This window comes from Corynebacterium sp. HMSC055G02, assembly GCF_001809065.1.
Taxonomy (GTDB): domain Bacteria; phylum Actinomycetota; class Actinomycetes; order Mycobacteriales; family Mycobacteriaceae; genus Corynebacterium; species Corynebacterium jeikeium_D.
Map to the genome: position 1 here is coordinate 1 of NZ_KV795660.1, position 14,389 is coordinate 14,389.

Consider the following 14,389-nt stretch of genomic DNA (forward strand, 5'->3'; position numbering starts at 1 on the left):
CCCGGAAAAGACACACTTTTCTTTACTTAACCCACGATCCCCGCGACAAACACCTGGTAAAACAAAGAATCCCCAGCCCGTTTCCGGACTGGGGATTAATTGTGGCCAGAAGCGGGATCGAACCGCTGACCTTCCACTTTTCAGGCGGACGCTCTACCGACTGAGCTATCTGGCCAGACTTGAAATTAATCAAGTGGCGACCCTGACGGGACTTGAACCCGCGACCTCCGCCGTGACAGGGCGGCGCGCTAACCAACTGCGCCACAGGGCCTTAAATGCCGTGCTCAACTTTCTGGATTACCAGCGCTGTGCACGAGTTGTTACTCTACAGAACAGCGTTGAACATAAGCAAATCGCCAGTTCATGGCGGATATTTTAAGTTGAAAACTGACATCCAGCCCCGGGTCTCGGGACAACCTAGACTGTGGCAAAAGCTCTCCCCACCAAACCCGGGTAAAGCCCCCCCTCTCGCCCAGTGACACCGATGCGAGTTACTGACTACGTTTATGACTGGCGGCGTTGGGGCGATGCAAGTTACTGACTACGTTTATGACAAAAATAGCCCGAAAAATGGCCTGAAAGTGTCATAAACTCATACAGTTTCACATTTGCAGCCCGTAGTTTTTGGCTTCTCACCAGTCACCATCTTGAGAATCAGACACACTTTTTGTCCATTACCCACGCCGACGCCCAGCGCACCACTAACCAAAAGCAAAAAACGCCAGCTCCAACCGGAACTGGCGTTTAGAATTGCGACCCTGACGGGACTTGAACCCGCGACCTCCGCCGTGACAGGGCGGCGCGCTAACCAACTGCGCCACAGGGCCATCATGATTTTTAGTGGTACTCCCAACGGGATTCGAACCCGTGTTGCCGCCGTGAAAGGGCGGAGTCCTAGGCCTCTAGACGATGGGAGCCCGACTTAACGCTGCAAAGAGTTGGCCACTCAATGGCATATTCCGCGTACATCTGCAGTGTATGAACATTGCAATTGCGCGCGCTCTTGGCAACGTAAAGAACTATAGAGGATAAGTACCCTTTTCCCAAAATCCACGGTTGAACTGGAGTTTCTTACTATTTCCGCGGACGCTACTAGTACTCAGATAAGCTCGCAACTATGGCAATTCCGGATTTCATTGTTCAGCTCCGCGAAAAAGTGGGCCACGCTCCGCTCTGGCTCCCCGGTGTCACGGCTATCGTCATTCGCGATGTTCCGCCGAATGCACCGATGTACGCCTTGCCCGAGGTCTTGCTGGTTCGTCGCTCCGATAATGGTGAATGGACCCCAGTCACCGGAATTATCGACCCGGACGAGCAGCCTCACGACGCCGCCGTGCGAGAGGTAAAGGAAGAAACGGGACTCGATGTCACAGTTGAGGCCCTGCTTGGCACTGGCGCCGTTGGCCCTATCGAACACCTCAACGGCGATGTTGCCTCATATCTGGATATCTCCATGCGCTGCAGTGTTGTTGGCGACGACGTCCCCTATGTCGCTGATGATGAATCCACTGATGTCGGATGGTTCCAGATCTCACAGATGCCACCGATGAAGCCACGCTTCCGCCTGATAGTCGCCGATGCAGTGGCGCAGCTCAAGCACCCGGCGGGCTTCAAGCCACGGATGGGCTACCACAAGCGGGAGAAGTAGGTGCCGCAGAAGGAAAAATACAGGCAAGATACGACAAAACCCCAGGCCGTTGATGACCTGGGGTTTTTCGTGCTTGTGGGCCCTGCGGGGCTCGAACCCGCGACCTGCGGATTAAAAGTCCGTAGCTCTACCAGCTGAGCTAAAGGCCCGCGCAACAAAATAGCCTAGCAATAGCGCGCCGATTTTTGATAATTGCCCCCTCGAGAGTCGATAAGTTCACGCCCCGGAACTTTTTACCCCTCCTGTCCGACTGAATTAATAAGCAGGAATACTGCGGACACTTGATGCAGGCTTCGACAAATCCGTCGGAGTACACGCATCGTTTATGTCTACTTTTTCAGTCGAGGAAACATGGATGTCGTCGATATATCTCGTTGGCAATTTGGCATAACCACCGTCTACCACTTCATTTTTGTCCCGCTGACAATTGGTCTAGCTCCGCTCGTCGCGCTCATGCAGACACTGTGGGCCACGACGAAAAATGACCTCTGGTACCGAGCGACACGATTTTTCGGCACCATCTTCATTATTAACTTCGCCATGGGCGTAGCCACGGGTATCGTCCAGGAATTCCAGTTCGGTATGAACTGGTCGGAGTACTCCCGCATGATCGGTGATGTCTTCGGCGGCCCGCTGGCTCTTGAAGGACTCATCGCGTTCTTCCTGGAATCCACCTTCCTGGGCCTATGGATTTTCGGCTGGGGGCGTATCCCCACCTGGATGCACACGCTCTCGATTTGGATTGTCGCTATTGCGGTGAATATCTCGGCGTATTTCATCATCGTCGCCAATTCGTTCATGCAGCATCCTGTAGGCGCGGTCTACAACCCGGAAACCGGCCGCGCAGAGCTTACAGACTTTGGCGCACTGTTGACCAACTCCACTGCCTTGGCAGCTTTCCCGCATGCCGTGGCCAGCTCTTTCCTTACCGCCGGCACGCTCGTTGTCGGCGTCAGTGGCTGGTGGCTGGTTCAGAGCCGCCGCGGTGGCCAGAGCAATACTGTTCACGAACGGACGTTTCACAAGTCCATGAAGGTCGGGCTCTGGACAACTGTGCTCAGCTCGCTGGCGGTGTTTATCACCGGCGATATCCAGGCCAAGCTTATGTTCGAGCAGCAGCCGATGAAGATGGCATCGGCCGAGTCCCTGTGCCACACGCAGACAGATCCAATGTTCTCGATTCTGACCGTCGGTACGCACAACAATTGCGACTCGGTGCTGCATCTCATCGAGGTGCCATGGGTGCTGCCTTTCCTGGCCGAGGGCAAGTTCAGTGGCGTCACGCTCCAGGGCGTGCAGGACCTGCAAGAAAAAGCTGAGGCGGTCTTCGGCCCAGGCAATTACTCTCCGAATCTGTTCGTCACATACTGGTCTTTCCGCGCCATGATTGGGCTCATGGTCGGTTCTCTGGCTATCGCGTTTTTCGCTTGGCTATTTACTCGCAAGGGGCGCGTGCCGACGGGCAAGCGAGCCCGCATTTTCGCCGCTTGCAGTATCCTCGCGATTCCGTTCCCGTTCTTGGCCAGCAGCGCTGGCTGGATCTTTACGGAGATGGGCCGTCAGCCCTGGATTGTGCACCCGAACCCGGATCACGCGGGCGACCCGCGCACCGAGCTGATTCGCATGACCGTCGATATGGGTGTGTCCGACCACGCACCGGCCACGGTGATTATCACCCTGGTGGGCTTTACCCTGCTCTACCTGATTTTGGCAGTGGTGTGGTTCTGGTTGATTCGCCGCGCAGTTATTGCCGGACCTCCGACCGAATCCGCTGAGGCAATCAACGCCATCGGCAATGACCCCGAGCACGCTGGCCCATCGTCCCCAATCGCTACCGATCTGGGCGCGATCATCTCGTCTCCGGTTCGATTCAACAAGGTCCATGCCCAGTCCGCTGCCAGCCCCGACTCCGAAGTCTCCGCGACTGAGGACACAAAGTAGATAAGGATGTATCTCTGACATGTTCGGATTAGATCTTCCCGTTTTGTGGTTTATCCTGATCGCGTTCCTCTTCGCCGGCTACTTCCTGCTCGAGGGCTTTGACTTCGGCGTCGGAATGCTGCTGCCGTTCGTTGGCCGCGATGAACCGCGTCGTAAAGCGATGCTCGGAACTATCGGGCCGGTATGGGACGGCAACGAAGTGTGGCTAATTACCGCTGGCGGCGCGCTCTTCGCGGCATTTCCGGAATGGTATGCGTCCATGTTTTCCGGCTTCTACCTGCCGCTCTTCCTGATTCTGGTGGCGTTGATTGTCCGTATTGTCGGGCTGGAATGGCGCTTCAAAGTCAACGATGAGCGCTGGCGCGCCTGGTGCGACCGCGCAATCATCTTCGGCTCCTGGTTGCCGCCGATTCTGTGGGGCGTAGCGGTCGCGAACCTGGTGCGCGGTGTCCCGCTGAATGCCGACAAGAACTTGGACTCCGGCTTTAGTACCCTGCTCGGGTTGCTGAACCCGTACGCCCTGGTCGGCGGGATTGCGTTTGCGGCTGTGTTCGCTCTTCACGCAGTTACGTTCCTGCGGCTGAAGACCGCCGGCAAGCTACGCGACGAGGTCGGCAACGCCGCTCGAATTCCGGCACTGTCGGCGCTGATATTTGGCGGCGTGTTCCTCATCTGGACACAGCTGGGCTACGGAAAGACCTGGCTGTGGGCTGTTGTCGTCATCGCCGTCGCGGGGTTGGTCATTGCCATCTCCGCAACCGTAGGCAACCGCGATGGCATCGCTTTTTCCGCAACCGCGGTCACCGTGACTGCCGTCACCACCGTTGTCTTCGGCGCCATGTACCCGTACCTGATGCCGACGACGCTTGCCGACGGAGTCTCCCTCGATATCTGGAATTCCGCCTCTAACCCCTACACGCTGAAAATCATGACCTGGACCGCGCTGGTGATTACCCCACTGGTGATTGCCTACCAGGCGTGGACATACTGGGTATTCCGCAAGCGGTTGATGGCTGAACGTAAGGTCTCACAGTAGACCGTCCGTTGGAGGTTAGTTTCTAAAAAGTGGCACCTGTCGATCCGAAACTATTCAAGCTGTCGGCCCCAGCCTGGCGTTGGGTCATTTTCGCGGGCGCACTGACCGCCGCGAGCACAGGTGCCACAATCGCGTTGGGGCTGGCAATCGGCACTATTACGGCGCAGGTTCTGGGTGAGGCAACTCCTAATTGGACATTATTCGCGCTGATAGCCACGGCCGCTGTACTCGTTCGGGTGGCCTGCTCCTACGCGCTCGTGCGTTTCGGCCAATCTGCGGGTGCACGCGTGGCCACAGACCTGCGCAGCCGGGCACTGCGAGCCCTGGCTCTGCGCGATCCTCGCACTGTCGACACCGCGCACTGGCGCGCATTGCTTTCGGTCGGGCTCGATGGTGTGGCCGTCTACGTGGCGGAATTCCTCCCCGCACTGGTGGCCGCAGCGCTGGCTACCCCGATGGCACTGGTCGCAGTCGCATGGTTGGACCTCCCATCGGTTGCCATCGCGGTTGTAACGCTGCCACTCATTCCACTGTTCATGTGGCTGGTAGGTCGCCTCACTGAGGGCCGCACAGAACGCCGTCTGGCCGACATCGGCACGGTGCGTGGTCAGATTCTCGACCTGGTCATCGGCCTGCCAACGCTCAAAGCGCACAACATGGCCGACACCCCCAGCGAGGAAATCAAGCGCCTGTCGACCCGCCACCGGAAATCCACCATGGAGGTCCTGCGCATCGCTTTCCTATCCGCGTCGGTCCTGGAATTCCTCACCACCCTGTCAATCGCCCTCATCGCCGTCGGCATCGGTTTCCGACTTCTGGGAGGCCACATGACGCTGGCAACCGGCCTGGCAGTGCTCATCATCGCCCCAGAAATCTATGGCCCGGTGCGCCAGGTTGGCCAGAAATTCCACGCCGCCCAGGACGGTGTGGTCGCTGCCACCGAAGTCACGGAACTGTTAGACAAGGACGCTGGCCAGACTCCAAACTCCACAGACACCACCTCTGAAACTGTGGAAGAGGTGGCCGAAGGAACGTCGTCAAGCAGTGTCCACAGCGCCCCCACGGTCGTGTTCGAACGCCTTTCCGCGCCGGGGCGAGACGGCGTGCGGCCAAGTGAATTAAGCGCCATCGCGCAGCCAGGCACAGTGACGGTGCTGGCGGGGCCGAACGGCGTGGGCAAGACGACAGCGCTGCTTGCGGTCGCCGGCATCGTGCACGAGGGGTTGGAAGGCTCCGTAACTATTCGCGACGGCCAGCGCATTCTCCGTGACCAGGATCTGCTGCGGCGCATCGCGTGGCTGCCCCAGCGCCCAGTGTTGGACGCAGCGACGGTGGGAGACAATTCGCGGCGCTCGCTCGGGCAACGTCAGCGGGAGGCGCTTCGGCGCGAGCTTGCCGACGACACCCGCGACCTCGTCCTCCTCGATGAACCGACAGCTCACCTGGATACCGACAGTGCGCAGTCCGTGATTAGGCTCCTGCACGCACGTGCCCGGCGCGGAGCCACAGTGATTGCCACCAGCCATGATCCGCTGTTGATTGCGGCCGCCGACGGCGTGGTGGAGGTGCAGTCGCGATGACTACTCTGCAAGCGCTTCGTCGCCTGGTGAAACCCCGCGATCTGGTTTGGCCGGTGTTGGCGGGCACCATCACGCTGCTGTCCGCGCTGAGTCTGACCGTGGTGTCGGCGTGGCTGATTACGCGTTCTTGGCAGATGCCACCGCTGATGGACATCACCTTGGCGGTGACGTCTGTGCGCGCGCTGGGTATTTCGCGAGCTGCGTTTCGATACCTCGACCGGTTGGTCTCCCACGATGTGGCGTTGCGCACCGCCGAGCGCTCGCGCGTGAAGCTATGGGAGCATTTCGTGGCCGACCGTACGCTGGCGCTGCGTGAGCGTTCCGATATTGTCACAGCGCTTGGGGCGAATATTGACGCACTTGCCGATGCCGTCGTGCGATCAATAGTGCCCGCATTGGTGGCGCTGATGACCTCTCTCATCGCCGTCATTTTTGTGGCTCTACTCTCGCCTGCCGCTACGGTTCTCCTGGCGGTGGGACTGCTTCTGGCCGGCGGTGTTGCTCCTTACCTGACGTATCGCACCACTGCGCGCTCAAGTCAGCGTCGCGCGGCCGCGCTTCAGTCGCATGCCGCTGCCGTCGAAGCGCTGCTTTCCGACGCCGCCGGCCTGCGTATCCACGGCCAGTTGGATGAGGCAGTCTCTGCCGCGTCATCCTCCAGCAAAACGGTTGCGGCCATCGATGACGCCGCAGGTCGAGCAAATGCCCGCGCCTCCGCACTGAGCACCGCGGCTAGCGTGTTGACCGCTGTCCTGACCGTGGTCGTAGCGTCATGGTTGGTGACGGATTCGGCCGGGGGCGCTGGAGGCGGTTTGCTGCACTCCCCCGAGTGGCTGACAGTTCTGGTTCTGGTGCCGCTAGCTGCTTTTGAAGCGGTTGGTCCGCTGCCAGCTGCTGCGCAAACACTGGCGCAATCGAGGGAAGCCTTGCTGACGCTCGCGTCAAGTGCGAGCGAATCAGAGGAAGCGGATGCCATGCGCTCGTCCCCAGCCCCCACAGCGCCAATTCACACGTCCACGCTCCCTCAGAACCACCTGGCAGTTCGGCCAACTCTGCAGGTTCAAGACTTGATCGTGGGCTACCCCGACGACAACAGCTCGAATACTGCGGAAGGGCCCGCTGCCCAGCCAGCTCAACTGCCGATGCAAAACTTCGAGGTCACCTTTGGCGACTACCGGGAGATCACGGCGCCGTCGGGAAGCGGAAAGACCACGCTGCTGAAAACAATCGCCGGACTAATCCCGCCGGTTGCGGGCACGGTGACTATCACTGACGGAGACGGACGCGAGCTGTGGCGCAGTGCGACAAGTGCCGGAGAGCCCCACGAAAGCACGCAGCAGTGCGACCTGGTGCGCTTCGTCGCCGAGGATGAGCACATTTTCGCCACGACGGTGCGGGACAACATCTCTATTGGTAACCCGCAGATCAGCGACGATGACATCTACTCCGTGCTGGACGCCGTGGGCCTGCGCAATTGGGTCGATGCCGCACCCGACGGCCTGGACACGATTCTGGACAGCGGCGCGGACAGTCTCTCGGGTGGTCAGCGGCGCAGGCTCATTCTTACCCGTGCGCTTGTCAGCACAGCGCCAATCCTGCTTCTCGACGAACCCACCGAACACCTCGACGAAGAGTCGAACCACATCCTGGAAATTCTCCGCAATACCACCGACCTGCCCGGTGGGAGGGGGCGCCGAACGGTGATCGTCGTCAGGCATCCGCGGACGCAGCGCTAACCGGGGCGATCCGATCCGCCAGATAAAACAGATTCGAAAACGGCAGTTCAGCGTGACACAATACTGTACGTGTTAGATACCTCCACGAGTCCACTCAGCGCCGCCAAGCCCGCCGATGCCACGTCCGCGCACATGCGCATCGGCCCCTTTGAGCTCGCTTCCCCCGTGGTACTCGCTCCGATGGCCGGTGTCACCAACGTGGCATTCCGCACGCTGTGCCGCGAGCAGGAGCTGCAGCGTACAGGCACGGTCTCGGGCCTCTATGTCTGCGAGATGGTCACCGCGCGAGCACTGGTCGAGCACAACGAGAAGACCATGCACATGACCACCTTCGCGCCCGACGAGAACCCCCGCAGCCTGCAGCTCTACACCACTGACCCGAAGTGGACCTACGAGGCCGCGAAGATGATCGTCGACGAAAACCTCGCCGACCACATCGACATGAACTTCGGTTGCCCGGTACCAAAGGTCACCCGCAAGGGCGGCGGCTCGGCGCTGCCATATAAGCGTCGCCTCTTCGGCAACATCGTCGCCGCAGCGGTCAAGGCCACGGAGGGCACGGACATCCCGGTGACCGTGAAGTTCCGCGTCGGCATCGATGACGAGCACCACACGCACCTCGACGCCGGCCGCATCGCCGCCGAGATGGGCGCCCAGGCTGTGGCTCTGCACGCCCGCACTGCAGCGCAGCGCTACTCCGGCCACGCTGACTGGTCACAGATCGCGCGGCTGAAGGAGCACATGGTCGACTCCGGCTTCAGCGATATCCCAGTGCTTGGCAACGGCGATATCTTCGCCTCCACCGATGCCCGCAAAATGCTCGACGAGACCGGCTGCGACGGTGTCGTCGTCGGTCGCGGCTGCCTTGGCCGCCCGTGGCTGTTCGCGCAGTTGTCCGCCGAGCTGCGTGGCGAAGAAGTGCCGCCGGCACCAACATTTGGTGAGGTCGCGGGGATTATCCGTCGTCACGCGGAACTGCTCGTGGAGCACGAGGGCGAGCGTAAGGGCTGCCGCGACCTGCGCAAGCACATTGCCTGGTACCTGCGGGGATACCCTGCCGGCAGTGAGGTGCGGAAGTCTCTTGCGCGCGTCGATTCGCTGGCAACGCTCGACGAGATTCTCGCACCGCTTTACGACGGCCCCAGCGCCCACGCCCGCCCGGAGGACGCCGACGGCGCCCGCGGCCGACAGGGGTCCCCTGCAAAGGTGGTATTGCCGGAGGGCTGGCTGGACGACCCGGAGGACGACACCGTGCCCGAGGGCGCGGAGATTATGCACTCCGGTGGCTAAGCTTCGGTTCTGAGCGAGTGTTTACATAACTTTACGAGGGGTAATTGGGGGCTCCCCACTAACGCGCGACGTTGTTGAGGATTGCCTACTATGGAACGCATGCGCACTGTCTACCGAGAACAAATGGACAACTTGGCTCACAGCCTGATTGTGATGTGTGACCGAGTTGGCTCCATGCACAAGCTTGCGAACAAGGCTCTCTTCGAGGCTGATTTGGTCTCGGCTGAAACAGTTCTTTCCCAGATTGATTCTCTCGAGGACCTGCGCCAGGATGCGGAGCAGCGAGCCTTCGAGCTGTTGGCCCGCGAAGCTCCTGTGGCTGGTGATCTCCGACAGATTGTCAGTGGCCTCTACATTGTCGAGGACATCTCCCGCATGGGCGCGTTGAGTGTGCATATTGCCAACGTTGCCCGGCGTCGCCACCCGAACAAGGCACTGCCGGAGCCCGTGGAGGGGTTCTTCCGCGAGATGGCCTCCGTATCTGAGCAGATGACGCATGAAACCCGTCAGGTGCTCATCGACTACGACGTTGACCAGGCATTGGCCTTGGATAAGACCGATGACAGCATCGATGACATTCACCAGCACCTGTTTACGCTGACCAACGACGATAATTGGCCGCACTCCCCTGCGCAGACAGTGGATGTCACTCTGCTGAGCCGCTTCTACGAGCGTTACGCGGATCACGCTGTCGAGGTTGCCGCCCGGATTATTTACCTGGCCACCGGTTACAAGCGCGATGTCTACCTGGACAAGCTCGAGGATGAGCGCGACCAGCGCAGCTTTAACCAACGCCTGCAGGCCTTGGAGCGTCACCTGCGGATGTAGGTTCGTGAAGCTGCAGGCTGTTGGGGGGGGCTGTTGGGCTGCTCGGCGGGCTGGGTGTTGGGCTGAGCTGTAGGGATGTCGGGGTGGCTGCTGGCCTGGGGCGCGGGTTTTTAGGCCGGAGTGGAGCCGTTTTTAAGCCACACTGGGCTAAACACCTCCCCAGCCAAACACTGTCTCAAACCGAGAAACTGACTAGGTTTATGACACTTTACTGCGAGTAAACGCTATTCATCTGACATAAACCTAGTCAGTAACTGTTTGTGCGATTACTTTTCGCGTTAGATGTCTGGAGAATGCCGATTCTTATATCGTGTCCATCCCCGCGACCCAAGAGACAGCCGCTACTCAAGAGACAGCAACAAAAGACTTCTTTGACATTAAATCTGGGGTGACTGCCAGAACTCCCTGATCTGCCCCATCAATGGGCACAACGATTACCACGTTACCTGCGATTTCGCCGTTCTCATACACCGTCTCGAGGGTGTCAAACTCGTCAGGCGCCACCGCCCAAAGCTCCGTTTCGTCCGTGGTTTGGCCACCTGCAGTTACATAATTAATACCAAGCCAGGAACTCTGCCCCTGAGGGTCATTCCCCTTGTACTTTGCAGTAACATGCACAAGTCCGTATACAAACCCCTCTGGAGCAGGGTCATTGAACTGATTTTCCGCCAGAACCTCATCGTTAGCGTTTAGATTTACGCTATCGATAGTAATGGCCCACTGCTCACTTTCGATGGTCGTTCCAATCGGCAACGGATTCTCCCGACTACTGCCCGCAGCACCAGAATCGGAAGAATCAGATTTGCTTCCATCCGGGCTAGAGGCAGTCGTATCCCGATTGAACGCATCATCCACGGCATTGCCTACCGAAGAAACAAATACAATTGGCGCAATGAGCAATCCCAACACAGAAAGAATCAGAGCGATAAGAGCTGGTTTTTTGGTAGTTGCGCGCTGAAACAGTCCGACGACCGATAAAATAAATGCAACCGGTAGCGCCACCCAACCAATAATCAAAGCCCCCGGGATACAACCGAGTAAACCAATAATCGCAACTACAAGTGCAATGTAACCGACAATTGGCTTCGGCGCTTTCTCTTCGGCGATTACTGGCCAAGATTGCTCACCCACAGGGGAAAACTGAGGATTGAACTGCGCGTTTTGCTGGTTATCCATAATTGAATAACTCCTATGTAAATATATTTACCCAGATCCCTCTACAGTTTTCCGGGGGACGCTCGATTGCGTCTTCGGAAGATTACCCCGCCCGATAACAAACAGACAATTCCGCCCCAAAACAAACATTATTTTCACCCCCGGCCCCACACCGAAACAAACAGCAATCTCATAAACTGCAACAACAAAAAGAACCCCGTACCTCGCGTGAAGACGCGTGAAGTACGGGGCTCTTTCTTTTTGCTTATTACGGCATACGCAAAGCGTTTAACCGAAGCGACCGGAGATGTAGTCCTCGGTTTCCTTCTTGTCTGGATTCTCGAAGATCTTCTTGGTCGGGCCAACCTCGACCAGGCGACCCGGCTTACCGGTTGCCTCGAGGGAGAAGAACGCAGTCTGATCGGACACACGAGCTGCCTGCTGCATGTTGTGGGTCACGATGACGATGGTGAATTCTTCCTTCAGCTCATGAATCAGGTCCTCGATTGCCAGAGTGGAAATCGGGTCCAGTGCGGAACACGGCTCGTCCATCAGCAGAACTTCCGGCTCAACTGCAATTGCGCGTGCGATGCATAGACGCTGCTGCTGACCACCGGAGAGGCCACCGCCCGGCTTGTCCAGGCGGTCCTTCACCTCATCCCAGAGGTTGGCGCCGCGCAGGGACTTCTCGGCAACCTCCTGGAGACGAGCCTTGTTCTTAACACCGGCCAACTTCAGGCCAGCCACGACATTGTCCTCGATGGACATGGTCGGGAACGGGTTCGGACGCTGGAACACCATACCGATGGTGTTACGAACGGAGACCGGGTCAATCTTCGGGCCATAGATGTTTTCGCCGTCGAGAAGCACCTCGCCAGTGACGTAGGCACCCGGGATGACCTCGTGCATACGGTTCAGCGAACGGAGCACGGTGGACTTACCACAGCCGGACGGGCCAATGAATGCGGTAACGGAACGCGGCGGGACGTGCAGGTCGACGTTCTGCACAGCGTGGAAATCGCCGTAGTAGATGTTGACATCGTTAAGGTCTAGGCGCTTAGCCATGGTCTTTCAAAAACCTTCCTTGAAATAGCGGACGTTAGGCGCCCAGCATTAACTGCTCTTGACGGAGAACTTGGCGGATACGACGCGCGCCAGGATATTGATGAGGGCAATGATGAGAACCAGCGTGAGCGCTGCGCCCCACATCTTGTCGAATGCCGCACCGGTATTACCGGCCTTGTACATGTCCAGCATGAACAGTGGCAGCGAGGACTGCGACTGGCCGAACGGGTTGTAGGTAATGATTCGCGAGGTTGCAACCAGGATCAGCATCGGTGCGGACTCACCCATGACGCGGGCGACGGCCAGCATGATGCCGGTGACGATGCCCGACAGTGCGGTCGGAAGCACGATCTTCAAAATGGTCTTCCACTTCGGAACACCCAGAGCGTAAGAGGCTTCACGCAACTCGTGCGGAACGATACGCAGCATTTCCTCGGTGTTGCGGACAACGATTGGCAGCATCAGCAGAACCAGTGCCAGCGACACGGCGAAACCGGAGCGGCTCATGCCGAACATGACCACCCACATCGAGTAGATGAACAGCGACGCAACAATCGACGGCACACCGGAGAGGATGTCGACCATGAAGGTGGTGACCTTGCCCAAGCGGGAGTTACCTGCGTACTCGACCAAGTAGATAGCGACGAAGATACCGAATGGCACGGTCATGAGAGTTGTGACCAGAGCCTGAACCAAGGTACCGACGATTGCGTGAGCAACACCACCGGCAGATGCACCAAGGGTGACACCGCGCTGGGAAGCAGTCCACCACTCACCACTCAGCAGTGACGGGGTACCTCGGACGACAAGCTCAAAGAGAACCCACACCAGCGGGATCAGGGCAAGAGCCATGCAGAAGTAAATGAGGACCGTGGAGACGTTGTCCGCTACCTTGCGGGAACCCTTAATCTGGGTGAATGCCGACTCCGTGGTGGGGACCATGTCTGCGGGGCCGTGAGGCGAAGAATCAGTAGTTGAACTAGTCATTGTTACTTCTCGTTTCTTTTCCTACGACCTTGCTACTTCTTCGCAATGATTCGGGCTGCGGAGTTGACCACGAAGGTCAGCAAGAACAGCACCAAACCTGCGGACATGTATGCGCCGGCCTTGAGGTTGTCATTGAACTCCGGTGCCGCATTGGCAATTGCGGTTGCGAAGGTGGTACCGCCGTCGAAAAGCGAACCACGGAATGCCGAAGACGGAGAGATTACGAGGTACAGAGCCATCGTCTCACCGAGGGCACGTCCCAGACCCAGCATCGAGCCGGAGATAAAGCCAGAACGACCGAATGGCAGAATGGCCAGCTTGACCATCTCCCAACGGGTCGCACCGAGAGCCAGCGATGCCTCAATGTGACCACGCGGGGTCTGAACAAAGACCTCGCGGGTGGTAGCCGCGATAACCGGCAGAATCATAATTGCCAGCACAATGCCACCGGTGAAGAGGTTTCGACCAGTCTCGAAGGCCGGCGAGTTTGGGTACAGGGCAAACATCGGGATAAAGCCCAGTGTCTTAGCCAACCACCCGTACAGACCGGCCAATGCCGGACCGAGAGCCATAAAACCCCACAGACCGTAAACAATCGACGGCACTGCGGCCAGCAAATCCACGAGGTAGCCCAGCGGCTTGACCATCTTCTTTGGAGCATAGGCAGTCAGGAAGATGGCAATACCCAGCGCAACCGGCATCGCCAGAATCAGCGCCAGGATGGAAACCGCGACGGTCACCAGAAACATGTTCGGAATACCGAAGTACATGGCGGAGGTATCCGCCAGGTTCCATCGTTCGGTGTAGGTGAAGAAGTTCGCTTCGTTACGGGACATTGCCGGAACTGCGCGCAGGAGCAGGAACACTGCAATTGCGATGATGGCAGCAGTCACCAATGCGGAAGATCCTACCGCCAGAATCTTGAAGATTCGGTCACCAGGACGAACAACGCCGGACTGAATGGCTTGCTCTTCCGAGCTCTCGTCGCCGGAGGAATCCACCTGCGGTGCTGAGGACTGCAACAGACTGCTGTCTACAGCCTCCTGCTTCCCTTCAATGGGAGTCGAGGAACTCATGATCTCATTTCCTAAGTAGAAGTGATTTGTGCTTCAACGCACATGAA

At 58.5% G+C, this 14,389-nt stretch carries 11 protein-coding genes and 5 tRNA genes; 7 read left to right on the forward strand and 9 right to left on the reverse strand.

The window, feature by feature from the left end; translation table 11 throughout:
- Positions 1-102 precede the first annotated feature (102 nt).
- The 4 genes from HMPREF2547_RS07455 to HMPREF2547_RS07470 all read right to left on the reverse strand — a co-directional run bounded on the left by HMPREF2547_RS07455 (position 103) and on the right by HMPREF2547_RS07470 (position 917).
- A tRNA-Phe gene (locus HMPREF2547_RS07455) sits at positions 103-175 on the reverse strand.
- A gap of 19 nt (positions 176-194) precedes the next feature.
- Positions 195-271: transfer RNA gene (locus tag HMPREF2547_RS07460), tRNA-Asp, on the reverse strand.
- Positions 272-753: 482 nt separating this feature from the next.
- Positions 754-827, reverse strand: a tRNA-Asp gene (locus HMPREF2547_RS07465).
- A 14-nt stretch (positions 828-841) separates the two neighbouring features.
- Positions 842-917 (reverse strand) — tRNA-Glu (locus HMPREF2547_RS07470).
- Between the two features lie 200 nt (positions 918-1,117).
- Here HMPREF2547_RS07470 and HMPREF2547_RS07475 point away from each other — a divergent pair.
- On the forward strand, positions 1,118-1,648 hold the full coding sequence (locus HMPREF2547_RS07475) for an NUDIX hydrolase (RefSeq protein ID WP_016421372.1): 531 nt from the start codon (positions 1,118-1,120) through the stop codon (positions 1,646-1,648).
- 76 nt (positions 1,649-1,724) lie between these two features.
- On the opposite strand, the gene HMPREF2547_RS07480 is transcribed toward HMPREF2547_RS07475, so the two are convergent.
- A tRNA-Lys gene (locus tag HMPREF2547_RS07480) sits at positions 1,725-1,797 on the reverse strand.
- Between the two features lie 202 nt (positions 1,798-1,999).
- Between HMPREF2547_RS07480 and HMPREF2547_RS07485 the strand changes: the two genes are divergently transcribed.
- The 6 genes from HMPREF2547_RS07485 to phoU all read left to right on the forward strand — a co-directional run bounded on the left by HMPREF2547_RS07485 (position 2,000) and on the right by phoU (position 10,059).
- Positions 2,000-3,589, forward strand: coding sequence for a cytochrome ubiquinol oxidase subunit I (locus HMPREF2547_RS07485; RefSeq protein ID WP_049190245.1), 1,590 nt, complete (start codon positions 2,000-2,002; stop codon positions 3,587-3,589).
- 19 nt (positions 3,590-3,608) lie between these two features.
- The gene (gene cydB / locus HMPREF2547_RS07490; protein ID WP_070605374.1) at positions 3,609-4,625 is read left to right on the forward strand and encodes a cytochrome d ubiquinol oxidase subunit II; all 1,017 of its coding nucleotides are present in this window, start codon (positions 3,609-3,611) and stop codon (positions 4,623-4,625) included.
- Between the two features lie 29 nt (positions 4,626-4,654).
- Positions 4,655-6,205 (forward strand): ABC transporter ATP-binding protein/permease, encoded by a 1,551-nt coding sequence (locus HMPREF2547_RS07495; RefSeq protein WP_080969598.1) that lies wholly within the window; start codon positions 4,655-4,657, stop codon positions 6,203-6,205.
- Positions 6,202-7,941, forward strand: a complete 1,740-nt coding sequence (gene cydC, locus HMPREF2547_RS07500; protein ID WP_070605376.1) for a thiol reductant ABC exporter subunit CydC — start codon at positions 6,202-6,204, stop codon at positions 7,939-7,941. Before HMPREF2547_RS07495 ends, cydC begins: the two co-directional genes overlap by 4 nt.
- 132 nt (positions 7,942-8,073) lie before the next feature.
- Positions 8,074-9,231 (forward strand): tRNA dihydrouridine synthase DusB, encoded by a 1,158-nt coding sequence (gene dusB, locus HMPREF2547_RS07505; protein WP_070605400.1) that lies wholly within the window; start codon positions 8,074-8,076, stop codon positions 9,229-9,231.
- A 90-nt stretch (positions 9,232-9,321) separates the two neighbouring features.
- On the forward strand, positions 9,322-10,059 hold the full coding sequence (gene phoU / locus HMPREF2547_RS07510) for a phosphate signaling complex protein PhoU (protein WP_080969597.1): 738 nt from the start codon (positions 9,322-9,324) through the stop codon (positions 10,057-10,059).
- A 345-nt stretch (positions 10,060-10,404) separates the two neighbouring features.
- On the opposite strand, the gene HMPREF2547_RS07515 is transcribed toward phoU, so the two are convergent.
- From HMPREF2547_RS07515 to pstC, 4 genes are all read right to left on the reverse strand, one after another.
- Positions 10,405-11,235, reverse strand: a complete 831-nt coding sequence (locus tag HMPREF2547_RS07515) for a hypothetical protein (RefSeq protein ID WP_049193810.1) — start codon at positions 11,233-11,235, stop codon at positions 10,405-10,407.
- A gap of 267 nt (positions 11,236-11,502) precedes the next feature.
- A complete protein-coding gene (gene pstB / locus HMPREF2547_RS07520) occupies positions 11,503-12,279 on the reverse strand; it encodes a phosphate ABC transporter ATP-binding protein PstB (RefSeq protein ID WP_049193811.1) in 777 nt (258 codons plus the stop codon).
- Positions 12,280-12,327: 48 nt separating this feature from the next.
- Complete coding sequence (gene pstA, locus HMPREF2547_RS07525; RefSeq protein WP_070605402.1) at positions 12,328-13,221, reverse strand: phosphate ABC transporter permease PstA; 894 nt, start codon at positions 13,219-13,221, stop codon at positions 12,328-12,330.
- Between the two features lie 77 nt (positions 13,222-13,298).
- Positions 13,299-14,342 (reverse strand): phosphate ABC transporter permease subunit PstC, encoded by a 1,044-nt coding sequence (gene pstC, locus HMPREF2547_RS07530; protein ID WP_049181149.1) that lies wholly within the window; start codon positions 14,340-14,342, stop codon positions 13,299-13,301.
- Positions 14,343-14,389: the final 47 nt, after the last annotated feature.